This is a genomic window from Micavibrio aeruginosavorus ARL-13 (assembly GCF_000226315.1).
Lineage (GTDB): Bacteria > Pseudomonadota > Alphaproteobacteria > Micavibrionales > Micavibrionaceae > Micavibrio > Micavibrio aeruginosavorus_B.
This window is the reverse complement of sequence record NC_016026.1, coordinates 173,869-195,359: the sequence shown is the minus strand read 5'-3', so window position 1 is coordinate 195,359 and position 21,491 is coordinate 173,869. Positions and strand designations below refer to the sequence as shown.

Here is a 21,491-nt window from a genome sequence, read left to right as displayed (position 1 = left end):
CCATCCTATTTTAAGGCCCCACCTCCGCAGTGGGGATGGGGCCTTATAACAGTCTAATGAGCCGCTGGCGGCTTGTAGTATAAATTCACATATTCCCGACACATCTTCTCGTACGTCTTACGAATTGGGAAAAAAGGTTGCCGCTTAATGTGCTCTACGAAACCATTCGCAATAGTTTGCATTAACTGAGGCCCATCATCTGTACGCGTAGCCGTCCAGGCATCAAAGCCGGTGAAATTGGACGTTTCCGCCTGCTTTTGTGCTACACAAAACCAACCATACGCCTCCATCCCATAATCCATCGCCTGATGGGAATCTCCCTGCTGTTCGGCGGTTTCGGATTGGCGTAGGTAAGCTAAAACCATTTCCAATTGGGCTGGGACATGCCCCTGCATAGCAGCGGCCAAATACCACTTTTGGGACTCTTCATCGTTTTGCAGGACATGCTTGCCCTGCTTGTACCAAGTTCCCAGAATGTACTGTACCCCTGTATCTCCCCATGCACCAACATGACGGCAAATACGCACAGCCTCGTCGTATCCGGATGGGTCGGCATTCTGGACCTTCGCTTGGTCGATAGCCCGATCACAATCTTTGACATCAAACAGTTTCTGATCTGGTGATCGCGCGGCCATTGCACGCTCCGTACGCTCCAATTCTTGGCTCAGAACAGCCAGATGGCTATCAGACCAAAAGTGCATTACGACAACGGTGTACCCCAGATACAATAACCCGAGCCCCACTATGGTTAATATAACTTCGCGGATCATGCACACCCCCTTTAAACAGGGTGCGGCAGATTTCAGAGCCGCGCAAGCAAACAATGCAGACGCTTTATAATAGCCTCGCGTACGCGCGCCGCACCCCCCGAAACGGGCAGCCGCATACCATCCAGCTCGCACATACACCCAACCAAAAAGCATCGCACATTCAGCACGTATGCGACCGTACGTATAAACAAAATCAATAACTTAGTTGTTTTCCATGACATACACCAAAGCACACTCACCCCAGCCCTCTCCCGGAGGGAGAGGGGGAAGATTTGGGGAGATATGTACATGGAGATTAGACTGCTCCCTCTCCCTCCGGGAGAGGGTCGGGGTGAGGGATGGGTGGCCAGACCGGGAAAAGATTGAACCCGATTACCCCACCCTGCTATACACGCATCACACCACCCCGAGAGCGGTTTCATGATGACCACACCCCCAATCCACGCCCCACTGAGCATCGACCTGTTCTGTCGCGTGATCGACAATTTTGGCGATATCGGGGTGTGCTGGCGGTTTGCGCGGCAACTCGTCCGGGATCAAGGATGCGGTGTCCGGCTGTATGTTGATGACTTCAAAACCTTTGCCCGGATCGAACCCCGGCTGGACCCCGCCGCCCCCCGGCAGGTGATCGATGGGGTCACCATCCTGCTCTGGACCGAGGATGCCATCGGGCAATTTTATAACACGCCAGACCTGCCCATGGCCGATGCGGTGATCGAGGCTTTTGCCTGTGACCTGCCTCAGACGGTCATCGCGGCGATGAAAGCCACCACCCCGAATCCGGTCTGGGTCGACCTTGAATATCTCAGTGCCGAGGACTGGGTCGATGGGGTCCATGCCATCCCATCCACCAACCCGATGACCGGGATGAAGAAGACATTATTCTTCCCCGGCTTCACCCCGCGCACGGGGGGCCTGAGCCGTGAGGTCGGATTGATGGACGCGATCAAAACATTCCAATCCGACACCACCGCGCAAAACGCATGGCGTGCCCGCCACGGCATCCCGGCCATTGACCCGGACACCATCGACATCAGCCTGTTTTGTTATGACAACGCACCCGTCGCCGCCCTGATCCGGATGTTGGACCGGGAACAGATCAAAACCCGATTGCTGGTTCCCGCCGGGGTGGCCCCGACGCATATGGCCGCGCTGAACGATTTTCAATCCGACCATGTCAGCCTCCACCCCGTGCCGTTTTTGACACAGGATGATTACGACAAATTGCTTTGGACCGCGCACATCAATTTCGTCCGGGGGGAAGATTCATTCGTCCGGGCCATCTGGGCCGGGCGCCCCATGGTCTGGCAGATTTATGTGCAGGAGGAGAACGCCCACCTGGTCAAACTGGACGCGTTCTTAGGCCGTTACAGTGCGAATCTGAGCCCCCAAGACGCCGAGAAGCTTGCACAATTCACTATAATGTGGAATGTAGAGGCCCTTGGAGAGGGCAGCACCCAGGTGATGCGCGACTTTTTTGAGGCCCTGCCCCGGCTGGGCCCGCACGCGCGAGACTGGGCCCGCAATCTGGCCGAACAGGCGGATCTGGCCGACCAGCTGGTCCGTTTTATCCGGAACCAAAAAGATCAAAACTAATATAAGGACATTCATACAATGAAAATCGCCCAAGAACTTCGCTCCGGCAACGTCGTGACGATGGACGGAAACCTGATGCTGATCACCAAGGCTGAATTCAGCAAATCGGGCCGTAACGCATCCGTTATGAAACTGAAAATGAAAAACTTGATCACCGGCAACTCGACCGAAGGCGTTTATCGCGCCGACGACAAGTTCGATGACGTTGTTCTGGACCACAAGGAAGTGAAATACTCCTATAACGACGGCGACAACTATGTCTTCATGGATGCCGAGTACAACCAGTACGAAATCACCCCGGATTACATGGAAGATGCCCTGAAATATCTGGAAGATGAAATGCCGTGCGAAATCGTCATGTACGAAGGCCGCCCGCTGTCCATCGAAATCCCGACCAAAGTCGTGCGCGAAATCACCTACACCGAGCCGGCCGCCCGTGGCGATACATCCGGTAAAGTGATGAAGCTGGCGAAACTGGCCACCGGCCATGAAATTTCGGTTCCGGCCTTCATCGAAATCGGTGAAAAAGTCGAAATCGACACCCGCACGGACGAATACGTGTCCCGCGCGAAATAATATTGAATTTGAACACCTTAAACCCCCTCCTGCCAACGCATGGAGGGGGTTTTGCTGTGCGCCACAACCAATCCTTGACGCCCGCGCCCGCGTGGCGCAAGACTACCCGTCCAATCATAAAAAACGAAGAACCAAGGGAGCGCACCATGACGCATTTTTCATTCACCACCCAAGCCGGGCAAACCGAACACGCCAGCGATATCGTCATCGTTCCGGTGTATGACAAGCGCGCCCCGGGCGTCGCCACCATGATCGCCCCGCGCGATATGGGCGCGGCCATTCAACACGCACTGAGCACCGATGTGCATTTTCAGGGCAAGACCGGCCAGACCCTGACCGTGCCGGCCCCGTCGGGGACCCCGTTCAAGAAAATGATTCTGGTCGGCATGGGGGCCGCAAAAGGCATGGACAGCCTGCGCGCCGAAACCATTGGCGGGAAAATTTATACGGCTGTCGCCGCAACGGGCATGACATCCGTCACTATTCTGGCGAATGATTTCACCGGGAATGATGCCCATCTGACCGCCGATCTGGCCCATGGGTTTGTGCTGAAATCCTATACGTTCGATAAATACAAATCCAACGCGCCCAAAACCCCGGATTACACCATCCGCATCGCCCAACCCCACCCGGATGCCGCCCGCGAAAAATTCGCGCATCTGGCCCCGGTGGCGGCAGGCGCGTTTTTGGCGCGCGATCTGGCGAACGAGCCACCAAACGTTATGACCCCGGGTCACATGGCCGCGCGCGTATCCGCCGCGCTCAGCCCGCTGGGCATCAGCGTTGAAACCATTCTGGAAGACGGCATGAAGGCGTTGGGCATGGGGTCGTTCCTGTCCGTTGGTCAGGGCAGCAGCCATCTGGACCAAGATCGCCGCCAGCGTATGCTGGTGATGCGTTACAACGGCACGGGCAACGCAAAATCCAAACCCTTGGCGCTGGTGGGCAAGGGGTTGACCTTTGACACGGGTGGCCTGTCGCTAAAAACCAATATGTCGACCATGAAATTCGACATGGGCGGGGCCGCCGCCGTGGCTGGAGCCATGGCCGCACTGGCCGGACGCAAGGCCCCCGTCGATGTGGTCGCCATTCTGGGGTTGGCCCGCAATGATATCGGACCCGACGCCAATTGCGTTGACGACATTATCACCGCCATGAACGGCAAAACCATTGATGTGCAGAACACAGATGCCGAAGGGCGTCTGGTTCTGGCCGATTGCCTGACCTATGTTCAACGCCGGTTCAAACCCCACACTGTGATCGATCTGGCCACATTGACCGGTGCGTGCAAGGCCGCATTGGGCAGCACGATGTGCGGTGTGTTTTCCAACGATGAAACATTGTCCAAACGCATCCGTACCAGCGGCGCGAAAGTGGAAGAACGCGGTTGGCCGATGCCATTGGGCCCCGAATTTTCCGCGGCCATTCGCGGTACCTACAGCGATCTGGTCAATATTGGCAATGGCGGACCGGGCGCCAGCACGGCGGCCGCGTTCCTGCAGGAATTTATCGAGGGCAAAACCAAATGGGCGCACCTGGATATTGCAGGCGTGGCCAATGGCGTTTTTGGTCACCCGACCATGCCGGATAAAATCGGCACCGGGTTTGGCGTGCGTCTGTTGAACCAATTGATCATGGATCATTTTGAGAAAAAGCCGAAAGTGGCAGCTGCGCCCGCACCGAAAGCGTGATAAACAGGCCGGATGAGCGAAATTCGTTTTTACCATCTGCAAACACAGGATCTGGGGCAAGCCTTGCCCCAGGTTTTGACCAAGGCGATTGCCGGCGGCAAGCGTGTGGTTATCCGTCTGCCCAATGATGACATCGCCGAAAAAATGGCCGCGCATTTGTGGACATACAACCCCGATTCCTTCCTGCCCCATGGCACGAAGAAAGACGGATTTGCCGAAGACCAGCCGATTTACATCACCGCCGGAAACGACAATCCCAACAAGGCCGATTTGTTGATCACCGGCATGGGTGTGGCCCCGGATGATGTCGATCACTTCGCTCTGGTGTGTGAATTTCTGGACGGTCACGACGATGCCCAAATCGCCGCCGCGCGCCAGCGCTGGAAAACATACAAAGACGCGGGCCACGCCATTACATACTGGCAACAAACGCCGACGGGCGGGTGGGAGCAGAAGGCGTAACCCTTTCACCCGTCACTCCGGCGCAGGCCGGCGTCCATACGATCCATCCCATGGATACCGGCCTGCGCCGGTATGACGTGAAATATATCCGTGTCCATCTGTGGTTAAAAAAATCCCGCCAGTTCGAACCGAACGGCGGGATTTTTTATTTGATCTGTCGCAGGCGCTTAGTGCGCGGCTTCTGCCGGTTTGGCTTCAGCCGGGGCCGCTTCGGCAGCCGGCGCTGGCGGAGCCAGTTCGGCTTCTTCCGCAGCAATCTGGGCCGCAGAGGGCAGGCCCGCCGGAGAATCAGACAGCGTGCGCAGCCAAGCGATGACAGCAGCGCGGTCTTCCGGTTTTTTCAGGCCGATAAAGTTCATTTTCGTGTCGGCGATATAGGCTTTCGGCTTCCACAGGAAATGGTTCAGGCTGTCGTAATCCCATTTGCCGCCCTTGGTCTTTACGCCCTCGGAATACGCGAAGCCGGCCAGGTGGGCTTTGTTCGCGTTCACGATGCCGTACAGGTTCGGACCGATGCCGTTGGCGCCGCCCTTGTTAAAGCTGTGGCACGCCGCGCAAGCCTTGGCCGCCTGTTCACCACGCGCAACATCGGCGGAAGCGAGCATCGCCAGAATCGGTTGCGGGCCCGTCGGTGCAGCAGCGGCACCCGCGCCATCTTCGACGACGCCTTCGATCTTATAGGCGTTTTCATCCAATTTATGCGGATGAATCACCGTATAAGAAATGAATCCCGTCAGGCTGGCGACGATACCGGCCACCAGCACGGCGGCGAAAATTTTGTTGAATTCCATGTTGTCCATGTGTGCGGACCCTAATCTCAAAAACGCGTACGGAAAGAAAGGTTTAACATGCGGCGACCCGTTTGGCCCCCACCCCTTGCGGTATACAGATAAACGGACAAAAAGCCAAGGGGTGGATGCGGGTGGAATGCGGGAGATCGCGGGGCAAATTTAATATTATGACAAAATATTTCATCTAGGCGGCCCGCTTTGAAGCCCCTACACTGTCGGCATCGTTTTTTCAGGCCCCGATCAGGCGGCCCCACCGCGAACCCGAGGACACCCCCATGGCAACCCATGCCGAACTGGCCGCCCGCCTGTTGCGCGACGCCGCTTTCTTCTTCCGCACCGTGGCCGAACAGAACCCGGTCCTGAAAGACCAGATGGAAGAAAACGCCACCGTGTTTGAACAGGTGGCGAATATGGTCGAAGCCGACCCGCTGGGGCATTTGCCGGATGGGGAGTAAGAAGGGCGTCGGGGCTTAAGTGAAGAAATAGAGCCCGGTTGTTTTACTGCGCCACAGAAGCCAACCCGATAGCGCGGCGAAAATACCGTCCATGGCGACCATCCCCATCAAGAGGAGATGTGAGTCCATATTACTTATGGGGGCGTATCCCATAAGTAATATCAAAAGCCAGGCTGAAAATATAAAAAGATACCCCCAAATCCAAGAAGGCGTCCGTTTGACCTGCTCGTGCGCAGGGACAATGAAAGGGCCAAACAATCTACCGAATAAAAGAAGACTGCCGCACAGAACACTAAACGACACCCAGAGAAAAAGATGTCCCGCGTAAAATAGTTTATCGAAGCTAACGGCATTAGCTTCGGATAGAGCCGTTAACAAAACAGCCGAGGATAAAAACAAAGCCATCGAAGTTCTAATAAAGAGCAAAATCCATCTTTTTTGCTCTTTATTGATATAGAAGGCATCGCCTGGCCCGCACCAAGGGTAAAAAATCTCCAAATCGCCAGAAGTTTTTTCAAAATACAAATTTTCACTGAACAGAATATTACAGATTTTCTGCCCGATATTCTTTTCCATGCAGCGACCCCATATATTAAACAGGCTCAACCCGGAACGTCGTTTCATCTTTTAATCCGATGATTTTTACCGACGCACCCGCAGAGGCGTCGGGGCCGACGACGGCCCATGTTGTGTCGCCCACGCGGGCGCGGCCGCGGCCGTTTTCGATGGCTTCATCCAATGTGACGATGGTGCCGATGTAGCGGGCATGGACGTTGCCGCCGATGCCGCCCGGTTCTTCGCGGGTTTTGTGTGGCAGGAAACGGCGGGAGATGAAATACGCCGCAACGCCCAGCACACCAAATAAGGCGAGTTGGATTGGCAGGCTGAGCATCGGGGCAACAAAGACAATCACACCCACAATCGCCGCAGCCAGACCGATCCAGAGGAACGCAAAGCCCGGCAACACCATTTCCATCACCAGAAACAGCGCCGCGAGGGCAAACCAGCCCCAGAATAAGTTCAGTGATTCCATGATCAAATATCCTGCTTCATTTCAATTTTGTCCTTTCGTCATACCGGCGAAGGCCGGTATCCATTGGATAGACCGTATGGATTCCGGCCTGCGCCGGAATGACGGTTGAGGTTGCTTATTCCTTCCACGGGCTTTTGGTTGCGGCGGCGGTGTCGCGCGCCAGGCCCGCATCGCGGATCAGGTCGTTGATACCACCCAGCGCACCAATAACGCCCGAGGCCTCCAGCGGCATAAAGATCAGTTTCTGGTTCGGAGAAATCGCGAATTGCTTCAGCGTTTCCACATATTGCTGGGCCACGAAATAATTAATGGCATTCACATTCCCGTTCGCAATCGAATCCGACAGCATTTGCGTTGCGCGCGCTTCGGCTTCGGCCTCACGTTCGCGGGCCTCGGCATCGCGGAAGGCGGCTTCCTTGCGACCCTCGGCCTCAAGAATGGCGGCCTGTTTTTCACCTTCGGCGCGTAAGATCTCGCTCTGGCGAATGCCTTCGGCTTCCAGAATGACGGCGCGGCGTTCGCGTTCGGCTTTCATCTGGCGCGCCATGGAATCGACCAGATCGCGCGGCGGTGAAATATCACGCACCTCGATCCGGGTCACCTTCACGCCCCATGGGGCTGTGGCTTCGTCCACCACGCGCAGCAATTGATGATTGATCTTTTCCCGTTGCGACAGCAATTCATCCAGATCCATCGACCCGATCACGGTCCGCAAATTGGTCATGGTCAGATTCAGTATGGAGAGGTTCAGTTCAGACACCTGATACGCGGCCTTGACCGCGCTCATCACTTGAAAGAACACCACACCGTCAACTTTGACCATGGCGTTGTCTTTGGTAATGGCTTCCTGGGACGGAACGTCCAGCACCTGTTCCATCATGTTGATGCGGGCGCCGATCCCTTCGATAAACGGGATAATCAGATGCAGGCCCGGCCCCAGCGTGCGGGTATAACGACGGAACATTTCCAGTGTGTATTCATAGCCCTGTGGCACCGTGACGACGCCCTTGAACGCCACGAACAGGAACATGATAAGCACGATAAAACCGAAGGAAATAAAGCCATCCATGGAGAAAAATTCCTTGTGTTGAGAAGCGCAAAGCGTGAAAAGGCGAGAGCGAACAGATTACATTTTCGTGCCAACAATATAGGCCGCGATAAAGGCAATAACGCCACACGCGACAGCCCCGCCCAACGCCATGACCGTGCCGGAGATACGCACGCCCTTGCGTTCATAGGTTTTCAGCGTCATGTCGACGCAGCGGTTATTTTTTGGATCGGTGTATTTTTGTTTGATTTCGACGCGGCAATATTCGTTGGTCGCGAACAGCGTTTCCGCCTGTTCCACCGCTTTGGTCATGTCGGAAAAGGAGTCGTGTTTTTTCCAACGGTCGCCAGAGGCACCGCCGGATTTTTGAAAGCTGTAGACGCTGTATTCAATTGCGCCCGGTGGTGCGGATTTCTTGGCAGAATCACGCATGGCGGCTGAAGGCATTGAAAACCCCTTCCTTCGTCTCAAATATCAATTTCAAAAAACACACACCCCAGCGCTTGGAGAAAGCGCAGGACTCTCCATCCCTGAATTTTGGCTAAAAACTTTAATAAAGCGTTAACGGGACCCTTTTTATCCCCGGCAACTCTTTCCATCCCCCCACCCTGACCCTCCCCCCCTTTCCAAGGGGGAGGAGATGATCGAGAAATAGCCCTCCCCCCGCATGAGGGGGGAGGGTTGGGTGGGGGGAGGCCGCGAGGCACCTCCATAAAACCCCATTTTCCGTACTGATCCCCGCTTGTATAGGCTGGAGTCTGGGGATAAAATGGTGGACAAGGCGCTCTGCCTTACCGTTTCTCATCGGCCCTCCCGGGTCATTCTTTTCATAATCATACCCTCTGGACTTTACACCGCCATGGCCCGTTCCCGTCGCTCTTCGCGCTCCCGCTCTTCGTCCCGTCAAAAGGGCCCCGCCTTTGTGCCGGAGCGGATTCAGGCCTTTGCCGCCAACCGTCTGGTCGATGGATTTGGTGGAGCCATTGCCTTGGCCGGTCTGGCCATGATTGCCGCTTTGATCAGCTATCACCCCGCCGATCCGTCGATGAATACGGCCAGCGCCGCCGATGAGATGCTGAGCGGCACACAGAACTGGCTGGGCACGCCCGGCGCGTTTATGTCGGATTTGTTTTTGCAGACCTTGGGCATTGGATCATGCGTGTTTGCGCTGGTTCTGATCGCGCTTGGTGCGCGGGTTATTCGCCGCACGCCGATCCGCCCGCTGACGCTGCGGTTTGTGTTCACCATTCTGGCCGCGTTGTTTACGGCCACGGCGGCGGCACGTCTGCCTTCTGGTGGATGGATGACACAGGACTGGTTGGGCGGCAGTGGTGGTGTTGTTTTGTTGAACACATTGGCCGGATGGTTGCCGGGGTCATCCACGGGATTGGGCGCGCACACGATTGCCGCCATGATTGCCGCTGTGGGCGCGCTGGCGTGCCTGCCGTTGGCCATGGCCGTGACGAAGGATGAAGTGATTTATGTCTGGGATTCACTGCGTTACATGGCCGCATGGACGACCGAGAAAATCGTTGGCGCCGCCCATGCGTTTTATGATTGGGTCCGCCATTACAGCGACCCAGAATATGTCGCCCCGCAACGCGAACGCCTGACCCAACTGGAAGCGCCGAAATCCCGGTCCCGCCGCGCCCGTATCACCGCAGATGACGACGACGTCATTGATGCGGAGTATGAGGAAGAAGACGAGGACGACGAAGAATACGAAGAGGATGACGAAGAAGAAGTGGACGAGGAGGATGAAGACTCCACCCCACAACTGCGCGCGCCGGTAAAGGCCGCCAAAGTCGTCAAACCCGAAAAAGCCAAGAAAAAGGCCCCGAAACCGTCCACCAAGCAACGCCAATTGGCGCTGGCCACCGCCGATGGCGAATGGGAATTGCCATCCACTGATTTGCTGCGCGAATTGCCGGACAATCTGGGCGATGGGCAAATGGACGAAGCCACGTTGCAACGGAATGCCGAATTGCTGCAAACCGTGTTGCAGGATTTCAACGTTCAGGGCGAAATCGTATCCATTCACCCCGGCCCGGTTGTGACCCTGTACGAACTGGAACCCGCACCGGGCGTGAAATCATCGCGCGTCATTTCCCTGTCCGACGATATTGCCCGCAGCATGTCGGCCACATCGGTGCGTTGTGCCGTTATTCCGGGCCGCAACGTCATTGGTATTGAATTGCCGAACCGCAAACGCCAGACCGTGTTTATGCGCGAAATGCTGGAAACATCGGATGTACAGGATGCCAAGGGCGCATTGCCGTTGATTTTGGGCAAGGATATTGGTGGTCAGCCGATTATCGCCGATCTGGCGCGTATGCCGCACTTACTGGTCGCCGGGACCACCGGTTCGGGTAAATCCGTGGCCGTGAACACGATGATTTTGTCGTTGCTGTATCGTCTGCCACCGGAAAAATGCCGCTTCATTATGATTGATCCGAAGATGCTGGAATTGTCGGTCTATGACGATATTCCGCACTTGCTGTCCCCTGTGGTGACCGAGCCGGGCAAGGCCGTTGTCGCCCTGAAATGGACGGTGAAGGAGATGGAAGACCGCTACCGCGCCATGTCGAAACTGGGCGTGCGGAACATCGAGGGGTATAACGAACGCCTGCGCGAAGCGCGCAAGAAGGGCGAAGTTCTGACCCGTCGCGTTCAAACCGGATTTGACGGTGACACGGGCAAACCGGTGTTTGAAGAACAGCCGATGGATATGAACGAAATTCCGTATATCGTTGTCGTGGTCGATGAATTTGCCGACCTGATGCTGGTGGCCGGGAAGGACGTTGAAAACGCGATCCAGCGCCTGGCCCAGATGGCCCGGGCCGCCGGTATCCATTTGATCATGGCGACCCAGCGCCCGTCCGTTGACGTTATTACGGGCGTTATTAAAGCCAACTTCCCCACCCGGATTTCGTTCCAGGTCACATCGAAAATCGATTCCCGCACCATTCTGGGTGAAGGCGGGGCGGAACAATTGCTGGGCATGGGTGACATGTTGTACATGGCATCGGGTGGCCGCATCACACGTGTGCACGGCCCGTTCGTCGCCGATGATGACGTTGAAAACGTTGTCACCTTCATCAAGAGCCAGGCCGAGCCGTCGTATATCGACGATGTGACCGAGGGCGGCGATTTTGGTGATTCCGAAATCATGTCCGCCATGTTCGGCGAAGGCGGCGGCGGCAATGATTGCGATGAATTCTATGACAAGGCTGTGGCGTTGGTCGCGCGCGAGCGCAAGGCGTCGACCAGCTTTATCCAGCGCCACTTCCAGATCGGCTATAACCGCGCCGCGCGGATTATGGAGGAGATGGAACGCCAAGGCGTGGTCAGCCGCGCCAGCGCCACCGGCAAGCGCGAGGTTCTGGTCGGGGATTATTCCGACGCCTGACCTCTCGTATATATTACCATAATTTTGCAATAAGGCCGGTTCGGGATACACCCTGATCCGGCCTTCTTCATGCCTTTCTTTCGCCGGGTTGTTTGGGTACAAATGACCCCATGAAAACACGTATTTTGACAGCTTTGACCGGGGTGGCTCTTTTGGGGGCCGTGGCATTCATTGGCACAGGGGCCATCGCCCAAACGGCTGACCAGACGGCCAGCCCGATCGCCATGCCCGCCACCGCCATCGCAGCCCCGCAGGCCGTTCCGGCCCTGGCCCCCGGCGTCATAACCTATAGCCCCGAACAGGCCACAGCCGTAGCCACGCAGGCCGAGCAATGGTTACAGCAATTAAAAACAGCGCGGGCGCGTTTCCTGCTCACCGCCGGAAACGGCACGCAATTGATCGGGACGTTCTATCTGAACCGCCCAGGCAAATTGCGGTTTGATTATGATGACCCGGTGAAGGATTTTGTCGTCGCCGATGGCGTGTTCATTTATTTCTATGACGCCAATCTGGGCGAACAATCCAACGCGCCGATTGGCCAGACTTTGGCCGATTTCCTGTTGCGCAGTGATATTCGCCTGTCTGGCGATGTGAAGGTCGACAGCGTCGTGGAAAGCGGCGGGTTGATCCAGATCAAACTGAGCCAGACCGCCGATGCGGGTGCGGGCAGCCTGACCCTCGGCTTCACGCGCGAGCCGTTCCAGTTGAAAAAATGGCGTGTCGTCGATCCGCAGGGATCGGTGAGCGAAGTGGAATTGTTCCAGATGCAGACCGGTGTTGCGTTGGAACGTGATTTATTTGTCTATCGCGATCCGCAAAAAAAGGCTGGTTCGCTGAACCAATAGGGTATAACGAGGCATCTTGAATGGCCAGCAAACGGAGACCGCGATTGAGCGACACGCTGAAAGCCAGCGCTGATCCGGCAGGATGCACAGGGATGTGCACCGCCCTGCCCCCCACACCGCCACCCGCATCATTCGACGCGGTGGTAGAGGGGATTGATGCGCCCAGTGCCGATATTCGTATTCTTCGTCTGCGCCTGAACAACACTATGCGTTTGTCCTATCGTGCCGGGCACTATGCCGATCTGGCCGTGGCGGGATTGCCCGCCCGATCTTACTCGATCGCCAATGCGCCCGATGCCAACGGCACGACAGATCGTCTGGAATTTCACATTCGCAACACCGGCGGCGTGGCCAGCCAGCACGTTGCCACACAATTGAAAATCGGCGATACCGTGACCGTCACCGCACCGATGGGCCATGCCACATTGGCCCCGGGATGCGTGAAACCGATTATCGCGATTGCCGGGGGCATGGGATTGTCACCGATGAAGGCAATTGTTGAATCCGCCCTGAACACCGGGCACCCGGGGCCTGTGACTTTGTATTGGGGCGTCAATCATGGCGATGACCTGTATATGGCCGACCATTTCCGCGCCCTGCAAGTCACCCATGCGCAGTTCCGGTTCGTGCCGGTTGTGCGCGATGACCAAAGCCGCCCGGCGGATGCACAGGCCGGCATGGTTGGGGATGTCGTGATTCGTGATCATGCCGATTTATCCGGCCTGTCGCTTTACGTCGCCGGGCCACCGCCGATGGTATCAGCCATCATCCCGCAATTGCTGGCGCATAAGGCCCATCGCGGCGATATTCACACCGATGATTCATCCGCCCGCGCGGGCGGTCTGGGCCGTCAGCCATCTGGAACCCAATCCAGCGGGACCCAGCCATCATGAGTCAAACCAGCAATTATGGGCGTGACGATGGCCCGATGGATCAATTGATCCGCGCCTTTGCCAATTTACCCGGACTGGGGCCGCGTTCGGCGCGGCGGATTGCGTTGCATCTGCTGTCGCGCAAGGACAGCGCGATGAAACCACTGGCCCACGCGCTGGACCATGCGGCGGAAACCATCCGCACCTGTTCCGCGTGCGGCAATCTGGATATGGCCGATCCGTGCCGCGTGTGTCAGGACACCAGCCGCAATGCCCGCACATTGTGCGTGGTATCCGGCGTGTCGGATTTATGGGCGATTGAACGCACGGGTGCGTATAAAGGGCGCTATCACATTCTGGGTGGATTGCTGTCCGCACTGGACGGGATCGGGCCACAGGATCTGCGCATTGCATCGCTGCTGGAGCGTGTGCGCCATGACGGGTTCGATGAAATCATTCTGGCGCTGGCCGCGACAGTGGACGGGCAAGCCACAGCCCACTACATCACCGATCGTCTGCATGGCAATAACAGCGGGAATCAGGCCGTAAAAATCACACGGCTGGCCCACGGCATTCCGGTGGGCGGGGATCTGGATTATCTGGATGATGGCACCATCGCCACGGCGTTGAAATCGCGTGCGTGAAGATCTGCCCTCATCCGTCATCCCGGCGAAGGCCGGGATGACGGGGAATATCTTTGTGCTCATGCGCGGTTTCCCGTAACAAGCGCCCATCTTACGACAATCTCAAAGTTGTGATTAAAATGAATCACATGATTCAGAAACCGTTGGCGAAGCGAATCACACGCTGTACAAAGAACGGCGTAGATTCTTTGCCTTATCGTTCACTTGGTTTTTAAAGGAACGGGAAAAGACAGAATGTCCGACTCGGTATTTCACATCGACGCCGACCTTGTTTTGCCGCTGGCGAAATTGCCCACCCGCCGAAAAATCATTGACCGCCTGGCCGATCTGGCCGCCTCCCCCGCTTCTATGGAACCCGCCGCCATCGCCGCACGTTTGTTGCAGCGTGAACGTCAGGCCACGTCCGGTATTGGGGGCGGTGTAGCGATTCCGCATTTGCGTCTGCGCCTGCTGGACCGCCCGGTCTTCGTCATGATGACGCTGGCCAGCCCGGTTGATTTTGACGCGGTGGATCGCCAGCCGGTGGATATTGTCGCCATGCTGTTATCACCGGAATCTGACGGCCCGTTGCATTTGCGCCGTCTGGCCCGCCTGTCGCGCCTGTTGCGTGATGACGCAGCGTGCGCCGCCTTGCGCCGCGCCCGTAGCGAGAGCGATATCCGCATGGCCCTGAACGCCCCGATGGTGCGTACGGGCGGCATGTTCGCGGCGTAACCGCGTTTCATTTTTAAATTGAGCGCCCGCGGGCACGCCTATCCCAAAGAACCGCCGATTCGGTGCGATTCGCCGCAATCCGCGTCGAATCTCCATAATCGCATCACAAAAAGCCTGTATAGTGAGATTATAGTTATGGAAATACACAAAGGGTATTGATCAAGACCAAGCACGGATTTCCTGTGATTTCACACGGCACCATCTGGTTTTCATCACCATCAGCGCCCCCGCGATTGCGTGTAAGTACGCTTGTCTCTTGACTTTTTCGTGTGATCGTGTATGGATATGTAAATACTCCGTAGCATTATTGTGTTGAAGGCGCTGGCCTTTCGGGACGCCCCGATTGTGAAGCAGCGCGCGATAAAAACGCCCGCAAGGGCAAAGGGAGCCGAAACATCATGTTGAATATTCCGTCGATTATCCGCAGCTATAGCCGCGAGCATTTCGTACCGCGTAAGGGATTTATCCGTGGACTGATCGTCCGCAACAGCGACAAAACCGAAAACCAGCGTCACACCACGGCGCGGCAGTGGCAAAATCTGCGCATGAACCTGCGCGCGATGGCCAGCAACGACGTCAAACAATAATCCATCCGTTGCAACGATACAGACATGAAAAAAGCCGGTTCAATGACCGGCTTTTTGCTATTCATGGATGGGCACGGTGCATCACTGCACGCGCACAGGTTCCAGATCGTTCTGACGTGTCAGGACCAGGGCCGCATCGAAATTATCGTGATACCCCAGCGGCGTCCCATCAGCAGCATGGATGGAAAACACCTTCTGGCCGTTCAGAATGGCCGGGCGTACATAGGCAACATGCTGCACACCAAAGCCGAGAAAATCCTGCGCAGAAATGTCGCGAAGGGCGGACGCCGATTTGCAGTCCGTTGTTTTGCAGTCCGTCATGGCTATTCCCCTTTCGGTAGAAAGTATAGGAAAGATCCTAAGCAACGCTTAAGAAGACACGCGTTGCTTAGGGGTGTGTGGGTGGTTTCAGGCCTTATTTGTTATTCTGGCCTTCGACGTCGATCGCCTTGCGGGATGAATGGCCGTTCTGGCCAAGGACGTTTTGATCCTTGATGGCGATTTTGCGGGCCGCCGATTCGGGTTCGACCCGTTTCATGTCGATATGCAACAAACCGTTATCCAACGATGCGCCATCGACCTCAATACCGTCGGCCAGGATGAAAGAGCGTTGGAATTGCCGCGCCGCAATCCCGCGATGCAGGTACAGGCGCGTATCGTCGTCTTCGGCCTGATGGCCGCGGATGGTCAGTTGATTGTTTTCAACTTCGACATCCAGATCATTCATGGTGAACCCGGCAACCGCCAGCGTAATACGCAGCCCCGTTTCCCCGATCTGTTCGATATTGTAAGGCGGATAACCGTCGGATGTTTTTTTAATCCGGTCCAGTGTGCGTTCAAATTGTTCGAAGCCCAGAAACAGGGGGGAATCGAACACGGTCAGGCGTGATGTCATAATAATCCTCCTTCAAAGATAAGCGAGGTTTGATGTTGTTCAGATCACCCACCCCCAGCTGGCCCGGATCCCCGGCACCCTTGGCGGTGTGCAATCGATGGCCCGGCCATCCGGCACCATCCATTTAAATATATAGAAAACCCCCGCCCTTCATCAAGGCCGGGGGTTTGAATTTCATACAGAGCATTCGAGGCAGATTTTGGCGGTTTTAAGCCGTTTTCTGTTCAAACTGCCGGTCGCAATACAGGCACTCCACGGTTTTGCGGCCATCAAACGTGTACCAGACCATCGGATGCCCCAAGGCCCCGCCCCCGCCATCGCAGCAGACTTCGTCGCAATCGGCATCGACGGCAATGATTTCAGGCGGTTGGGTGGATGCGTTTTGCATTGTCATAATCATAAAACCTTTAACGCGGCGCGGGGCGCGTTTACCAATTTGTTACCGGCACACTTTATAAAAAAGGGGTAGGCCCGTCCAGAGGGGATCGGGCCCCGATTGTGAATCAACGCATGGCCACAAAAGACGCGGTTAAAATTCCGGACTTTATAGCCAACCCCGTGACCGCGGGGCGCGAAGACCGTTATGAAACGGTCATGATCGACGTGCCCAAGGTTTTGAAAAGCTGGCAGACCTCGCTCTTCTCCTATGAATGGATGTTGCCCGATGGGCGTATCAAAGATGCGGCAGAGTTGCCGGAGAAGGAACAGCCCAAGCGCGCCGAAGTGGAAGGCAAGATTGCCTCCGGCGCAGCATTGGAAATGCCGATCCTTGGGATTGGTCTCATGGAAAATATTGAAATCGGTTCGGGACGCGCTACGTTCCTGACACTGGCCGCGCACGGCATACGCACCATGCCCGTACATATTCCCAAATCCAACCAGTCTGAATTCAAGGCCTTTATTGCGAAGGTCTAGCAAGCGTTCTCTTTTTTCAGTCTGCATTCCCGTGAAAGCGGGAATGCCAAAGGGGAGAGGAGGCGGTGTCTGGCAAAATGGCCCGGGATCAGGCATCATAAAGACATGAAACATTTTCAAGATCGCCGCAATGAACGCGGCAACGTTTTCTTTTATATCTTTGTCGGCGTGGCCTTGTTTGGCGCGTTGTCTTTTGCGATTTCACAGGGCAATCGCGGATCGGTGCAAACGCTGGAGCGCGACCGCGATAAATTGCTGGCCTCTGACATCATTGAATATGGTGAAACCATGGCCCGGGCGGTGGCGCAAATTCGGCTGCGTGGGGCAACGGCATCACAGGTCAGCTTCGCGCATGACGACCTGCCGGTGACCTATGGCACGCCGGGGACAAACCCCGATTTCGAAGTGTTTGACCCCACCGGCGGCGGCGTGGTTTTAAAAACCATTGATGCCTCATCCGGTGTTGGCGTCCCAAGCATGCTGTTTACCGGAAGCAATGAATTTATCGGGGCCGGCACCACGGCGGGGACGGCCGCATCGGCGGATCTGATCATGCTGGTGCGCGATTTGCGGGCCGACGTGTGCAAATGGATCAATGTACTGGTGGATATTCAGAATGACGGCGACGCCATTCCCGTGGACGCGCAAGCCGATTTCACCTTGTTTGATGGCACCTATGCCGGGGCGCAAACGCTGGGCGATGATGATGCCGGCGACCGCCTGCGCAACCACAGTTCTGGATGTTTCCGCGATACAGCGGCGAACCAGTATGTTTTCTACCGCGTCTTGATCGCGCGGTAATATTACTCTGCATAAAAATCAGTCGTCACACCGGCGAAAGCCGGTGTCTTCGTCCATTATGTCTGGAAGATCCCGGCTTTCGCCGGGATGACGTCTTGGGTTTTTTAAGGCGTAACCGGTTCACCCGCCGTTGGTGCGGGAATGACGGTAATGATCGGTTTCAGATCCGTCTTTGCCGGCGTTGTTTCCGCTTTCTCATTCGTCTGATCATCCGGATAAAATACACCGCGCACGCGCCCATCACTGCCCTTTTGCACGGTATTTCCGGTCAGGGTGCTGACATTCGTGGTCAGGTTGACGGTGGCTTTTTCGCCTTCCAGAATGTTTTGGCCCCGGGTGATTTTGACGTTACCGGTCACAGTCGCGATGTTGGTGGCGGCATCATAGTCCCCGCGATCACCCGTGAGAATTTCCGTCGGGGTGGTGATTGTGATTCCGCCCGTGGCTTCCATCCGCTCCAGCTTGCGGGATTGTTCGCCATCCGCACTTTGCGCGGCGAAAAAGGCCGACATGCTGGGGGCCTCCAGAATATCTTCGCCCCGCACCAGTTTGGCATTGCCCATCGCCGACAACCGCCCGCCATTGACGTCATATTCAAATTTGTCGGTCGCGGTGACGGTCTGTTCGGGTGACGTCATGCGCAAATCACCGCCAGTCAATGTGGCCATACCGCTGTCGACATCATAAACCGCATGATTGCCGTAGGCGGTGTTAATGCCCGATGTAATCGCCACATCCGTTTCCGCGGTCAGGCGGTAAATATCCATGTCTTTGCCGTTCGCTTCGCGATAGTCCGCCGTGAGCGTTTCGGCGGCGATGGTGGTATCGCCCTGCTGGGCCACAGCCTTGCCCTTGGCAATATAGCGTTTGTCATTGCGATGCCATTCCAGCGTTTTATCCGCGCTGATTTCCAGCGGTTCGGATGAATTGCTGGTTTGGGCCATGGCCGCCGGGGCGTACAGCGCACAGACCAGAAACAGAGCGAGAAATTTTTTCATTGTGACAAGCCCTTCACAGAGCGGTTGAGAACCAGTGTCGCGGGGCCTGTAAAGACCAGAACGCCGCTGACGCCATCACCTTGCATGCCGGTGGCCTGTAACGTGCCCGCCGGGCCGCTGCCACGCACGGCGTCGCTGGTGCGGACTGTACGTGTATTCATATCAACAAACAGGGAGGCGGTTTCCATCATATACCCTTCATCCTGAGTCAGGCGGACATTCCCGGTCAGGGTCAGGTTCTTTTGCTCCTGACGGTATTCGCCCTGATCCGCTTCGCCCGCAATCCAGTGCCCGGAATTCAGCTTGATGTCCGCCTTCGGTTTATTCAGCAGGATCAATGTTTGATCGTTGCTGTCCTGTGTGGCGGATATGGCGGTGACGGTGAAGGGTTGGGCGTCACTGTCTTCGCTTTCGAAACGCGGATTGATCAGTTCGTTCCGACCCACCGTCTGCGGCAGGATTTCTTCCTTGCGCACCGGGGCCATGTTGTCTTCCATCTTTGGCCAGGCAATCACCACCGCCACAATCGCCAGCGCCGCCAATGGCAGCAACAGGCGCACCCACCGCATGATAAAAGTCCGACGTTGCCCCGTCAGTTTCAGCCGCGCACGTTCCCGCGTATCGGGGCGCAAGAGCTGGGACAGGCGCGCCCGGTCCAGATCGTGATCGTCGGAATCTAATGCGCCGGGTGTCATGCTTTATCATTCTCGGGCGCGACGGCTTTCCGCGCGCGCATTTCTTTCCAGATATGGAACACCGACGGCAAAACCGAAATCAGGATAATCAACACAATGATCGGCAGGATATACATGTCGATCTTGTCCTGCGGGATCAGGTCGCCCAGGAAGAAGCCCAGCATAGTCAGGCCAATCGCCCAGAACACCGCACCAACGATGGTGTAGATGAAGAACACACGGTACGACATGCCGACCATGCCGGCCAGAAACGGGGTGAATGTACGAATGATCGGCATAAAACGCGCCAGCACAACAGCCATTTTACCGTGCTTTTCAAAGAAGTCGGACGTCATTTGCAGATATTCCGGCTTCAGGAATTTTTCCGTGCGCGGGTTGATGATTTTCATGCCGACACGGCGACCAATTTCATAGCCCAGCAAATTGCCCGTCACCGCCGCAATGAAACACCCCCCCGCCAGCAGACCAATCGGCATCAAATCCTGTCCCGCCAGAACGCCAGCCGCGAACAACAGGGAATCCCCCGGCATAAAGAAGCAGAACAAAATGCCGGATTCGGCAAACACCACAGCCCAGACGCCCCACATGCCCAGTGTTTCGATCAGGTGCAGAATATCAAAATGCATTGTGGTACGCCTTTATATCAAGATAAGGGGTTAAACGATTCCGGCCTGCAGGCAATCCTGCAAGCGGATCAGTCCGGTTAGATCGCCATTGTCATCAACGACGATCAAGCTGGTCAAATACTGGCCCGGCGTTTTGGTCATGACGTCCACGGCCTCAACCGCCAGCGCGTCATGCGCGATGGTGCGCGGGTTCTTGCTCATAATCTCAGCCACCTTGCGGGACAGCAGATCCGGGCCCATATGGCGCTTCAAATCGCCGTCGGTGATAATCCCGGCCAGCTTTTTGGATGAATCCAGCGCCAGAACAACGCCCAGATTTTTCGCGCTCAGCATCAAAATCGCCTGATCCATCGTGGCCGATTGGTCGATCAAAGGCAGGGCGTCATAGGCATGCATCAAGGCCGAAACTTTTTGCAAACGCTGGCCCAGTTTGCCGCCCGGGTGCCAGACTTTAAAATCATCCTTGCTCAACCCCATGCGTTCCAGCAGCGCAACCGCAATCGCATCGCCCAGAGCCAGCGTCATGGTGGTGGATGTCGTCGGGGCCATGCCGATGGGGCAGGCTTCGGGCATTTGCGGCAACAGCAACACCTGATCCGCATGTTTGGCCAGCGCGCTGTCTGCTTTGCTGGTCACGGCGATCAGGGTAATGCCAAAACGGCGCGTATAATGGATCAAGTCGGAGAGTTCCGCACTGCCGCCGGAATTGGACAGCAGCAGGACAATATCATCCTCCGTCACCATGCCCAGGTCACCATGGCTGGCTTCGCCCGGGTGAACGAAGAACGCCGGCGTGCCGGTGGAGGCGAAGGTCGCGGCCAGCTTCTTGGCGATATGGCCGCTTTTGCCAATGCCTGCCACGATCAAACGACCGCGTCCAGAATCCTTCATCGCCTGAATGGTGGCGACGGCGCGGGCGAAATTTTCATCCATGGATGCGGCCAACGCGTTCAGCCCCGCCACTTCCGTTTCAATCGTGCGGCGGCCCGTGGCGATGTCGCGTGCGGCCTTGTCGGTATCCATCGGCGTGGTGTCGGCGTCAAAGCGCGGTGCAGTCATCATGGCGAT

General features: G+C 56.4%; 26 protein-coding genes. 13 read left to right on the top strand and 13 right to left on the bottom strand.

Annotation, left to right across the window (positions count from 1 at the left end; translation table 11 throughout):
• Positions 1 to 53 precede the first annotated feature (53 nt).
• On the bottom strand, positions 54 to 770 hold the full coding sequence (locus tag MICA_RS00885; RefSeq protein ID WP_041793711.1) for an SEL1-like repeat protein: 717 nt from the start codon (positions 768 to 770) through the stop codon (positions 54 to 56).
• Between the two features lie 420 nt (positions 771 to 1,190).
• Here MICA_RS00885 and earP point away from each other — a divergent pair, with 420 nt between their 5' ends.
• The 4 genes from earP to MICA_RS00865 all read left to right on the top strand — a co-directional run bounded on the left by earP (position 1,191) and on the right by MICA_RS00865 (position 5,095).
• Positions 1,191 to 2,366, top strand: coding sequence for an elongation factor P maturation arginine rhamnosyltransferase EarP (gene earP, locus MICA_RS00880; protein ID WP_014101758.1), 1,176 nt, complete (start codon positions 1,191 to 1,193; stop codon positions 2,364 to 2,366).
• A gap of 18 nt (positions 2,367 to 2,384) precedes the next feature.
• Positions 2,385 to 2,942, top strand: a complete 558-nt coding sequence (gene efp, locus MICA_RS00875; protein ID WP_014101757.1) for an elongation factor P — start codon at positions 2,385 to 2,387, stop codon at positions 2,940 to 2,942.
• Between the two features lie 146 nt (positions 2,943 to 3,088).
• A complete protein-coding gene (locus tag MICA_RS00870) occupies positions 3,089 to 4,633 on the top strand; it encodes a leucyl aminopeptidase (protein ID WP_014101756.1) in 1,545 nt (514 codons plus the stop codon).
• A gap of 12 nt (positions 4,634 to 4,645) precedes the next feature.
• Positions 4,646 to 5,095 carry a DNA polymerase III subunit chi gene (locus MICA_RS00865; RefSeq protein ID WP_014101755.1) on the top strand — a complete coding sequence of 150 codons (450 nt, stop codon included), beginning with the start codon at positions 4,646 to 4,648 and terminating at the stop codon, positions 5,093 to 5,095.
• Positions 5,096 to 5,262: 167 nt separating this feature from the next.
• On the opposite strand, the gene MICA_RS00860 is transcribed toward MICA_RS00865, so the two are convergent.
• On the bottom strand, positions 5,263 to 5,895 hold the full coding sequence (locus tag MICA_RS00860) for a c-type cytochrome (RefSeq protein ID WP_014101754.1): 633 nt from the start codon (positions 5,893 to 5,895) through the stop codon (positions 5,263 to 5,265).
• A 266-nt stretch (positions 5,896 to 6,161) separates the two neighbouring features.
• On the opposite strand from MICA_RS00860, the gene MICA_RS00855 reads away from it, so the two are divergent.
• Positions 6,162 to 6,341, top strand: coding sequence for a hypothetical protein (locus tag MICA_RS00855; RefSeq protein WP_014101753.1), 180 nt, complete (start codon positions 6,162 to 6,164; stop codon positions 6,339 to 6,341).
• Positions 6,342 to 6,356: 15 nt separating this feature from the next.
• Here MICA_RS00855 and MICA_RS00850 read toward each other — a convergent pair whose 3' ends face one another.
• The 4 genes from MICA_RS00850 to MICA_RS00835 form a co-directional block, all read right to left on the bottom strand.
• A complete protein-coding gene (locus tag MICA_RS00850) occupies positions 6,357 to 6,917 on the bottom strand; it encodes a hypothetical protein (protein WP_014101752.1) in 561 nt (186 codons plus the stop codon).
• Positions 6,918 to 6,933: 16 nt separating this feature from the next.
• Entirely contained in the window at positions 6,934 to 7,374 is a 441-nt protein-coding gene (locus MICA_RS00845) for an NfeD family protein (RefSeq protein ID WP_014101751.1), read from the bottom strand.
• A gap of 115 nt (positions 7,375 to 7,489) precedes the next feature.
• A complete protein-coding gene (locus tag MICA_RS00840; RefSeq protein ID WP_014101750.1) occupies positions 7,490 to 8,443 on the bottom strand; it encodes an SPFH domain-containing protein in 954 nt (317 codons plus the stop codon).
• A gap of 57 nt (positions 8,444 to 8,500) precedes the next feature.
• On the bottom strand, positions 8,501 to 8,869 hold the full coding sequence (locus MICA_RS00835) for a hypothetical protein (RefSeq protein WP_014101749.1): 369 nt from the start codon (positions 8,867 to 8,869) through the stop codon (positions 8,501 to 8,503).
• Positions 8,870 to 9,281: 412 nt separating this feature from the next.
• On the opposite strand from MICA_RS00835, the gene MICA_RS00830 reads away from it, so the two are divergent.
• The 6 genes from MICA_RS00830 (at position 9,282) to MICA_RS00805 (ending at position 15,493) form a co-directional block, all read left to right on the top strand.
• Complete coding sequence (locus tag MICA_RS00830; protein ID WP_049782073.1) at positions 9,282 to 11,831, top strand: DNA translocase FtsK; 2,550 nt, start codon at positions 9,282 to 9,284, stop codon at positions 11,829 to 11,831.
• Between the two features lie 110 nt (positions 11,832 to 11,941).
• Positions 11,942 to 12,676 carry a LolA family protein gene (locus MICA_RS00825; RefSeq protein WP_014101746.1) on the top strand — a complete coding sequence of 245 codons (735 nt, stop codon included), beginning with the start codon at positions 11,942 to 11,944 and terminating at the stop codon, positions 12,674 to 12,676.
• Positions 12,677 to 12,720: 44 nt separating this feature from the next.
• Entirely contained in the window at positions 12,721 to 13,569 is an 849-nt protein-coding gene (locus tag MICA_RS00820) for an FAD-binding oxidoreductase (RefSeq protein WP_014101745.1), read from the top strand.
• On the top strand, positions 13,566 to 14,192 hold the full coding sequence (gene recR / locus MICA_RS00815) for a recombination mediator RecR (protein ID WP_014101744.1): 627 nt from the start codon (positions 13,566 to 13,568) through the stop codon (positions 14,190 to 14,192). The genes MICA_RS00820 and recR overlap by 4 nt, the downstream gene beginning before the upstream one ends.
• Before the next feature lie 234 nt (positions 14,193 to 14,426).
• On the top strand, positions 14,427 to 14,906 hold the full coding sequence (locus tag MICA_RS00810; RefSeq protein WP_014101743.1) for a PTS sugar transporter subunit IIA: 480 nt from the start codon (positions 14,427 to 14,429) through the stop codon (positions 14,904 to 14,906).
• Between the two features lie 398 nt (positions 14,907 to 15,304).
• Positions 15,305 to 15,493, top strand: a complete 189-nt coding sequence (locus MICA_RS00805) for a hypothetical protein (protein WP_014101742.1) — start codon at positions 15,305 to 15,307, stop codon at positions 15,491 to 15,493.
• Between the two features lie 81 nt (positions 15,494 to 15,574).
• Here the strand turns inward: MICA_RS00805 and MICA_RS00800 are convergent, their stop codons facing one another.
• From MICA_RS00800 to MICA_RS00790, 3 genes are all read right to left on the bottom strand, one after another.
• Entirely contained in the window at positions 15,575 to 15,814 is a 240-nt protein-coding gene (locus tag MICA_RS00800) for a DUF1150 family protein (protein ID WP_014101741.1), read from the bottom strand.
• Positions 15,815 to 15,908: 94 nt separating this feature from the next.
• Entirely contained in the window at positions 15,909 to 16,388 is a 480-nt protein-coding gene (locus tag MICA_RS00795) for an Hsp20 family protein (protein WP_041793706.1), read from the bottom strand.
• A 208-nt stretch (positions 16,389 to 16,596) separates the two neighbouring features.
• Complete coding sequence (locus MICA_RS00790) at positions 16,597 to 16,782, bottom strand: zinc-finger domain-containing protein (RefSeq protein WP_014101739.1); 186 nt, start codon at positions 16,780 to 16,782, stop codon at positions 16,597 to 16,599.
• A 116-nt stretch (positions 16,783 to 16,898) separates the two neighbouring features.
• Here MICA_RS00790 and MICA_RS00785 point away from each other — a divergent pair, with 116 nt between their 5' ends.
• Positions 16,899 to 17,303: a hypothetical protein gene (locus tag MICA_RS00785; RefSeq protein ID WP_236619927.1), complete on the top strand. Its 405-nt coding sequence runs from the start codon at positions 16,899 to 16,901 to the stop codon at positions 17,301 to 17,303.
• A gap of 105 nt (positions 17,304 to 17,408) precedes the next feature.
• Positions 17,409 to 18,104, top strand: a complete 696-nt coding sequence (locus MICA_RS00780; RefSeq protein WP_014101737.1) for a hypothetical protein — start codon at positions 17,409 to 17,411, stop codon at positions 18,102 to 18,104.
• Positions 18,105 to 18,208: 104 nt separating this feature from the next.
• On the opposite strand, the gene MICA_RS00775 is transcribed toward MICA_RS00780, so the two are convergent.
• Genes MICA_RS00775 through MICA_RS00760 form a run of 4 tightly spaced genes read right to left on the bottom strand, consistent with a single transcriptional unit; the run spans position 18,209 to position 21,485 of the window.
• The gene (locus MICA_RS00775) at positions 18,209 to 19,102 is read right to left on the bottom strand and encodes an LptA/OstA family protein (RefSeq protein WP_014101736.1); all 894 of its coding nucleotides are present in this window, start codon (positions 19,100 to 19,102) and stop codon (positions 18,209 to 18,211) included.
• Entirely contained in the window at positions 19,099 to 19,797 is a 699-nt protein-coding gene (gene lptC, locus MICA_RS00770; RefSeq protein ID WP_014101735.1) for an LPS export ABC transporter periplasmic protein LptC, read from the bottom strand. Before lptC ends, MICA_RS00775 begins: the two co-directional genes overlap by 4 nt.
• Positions 19,794 to 20,423, bottom strand: a complete 630-nt coding sequence (locus MICA_RS00765) for a DedA family protein (protein ID WP_014101734.1) — start codon at positions 20,421 to 20,423, stop codon at positions 19,794 to 19,796. Before MICA_RS00765 ends, lptC begins: the two co-directional genes overlap by 4 nt.
• Before the next feature lie 30 nt (positions 20,424 to 20,453).
• Positions 20,454 to 21,485: a KpsF/GutQ family sugar-phosphate isomerase gene (locus MICA_RS00760; protein ID WP_014101733.1), complete on the bottom strand. Its 1,032-nt coding sequence runs from the start codon at positions 21,483 to 21,485 to the stop codon at positions 20,454 to 20,456.
• Positions 21,486 to 21,491 lie beyond the last annotated feature (6 nt).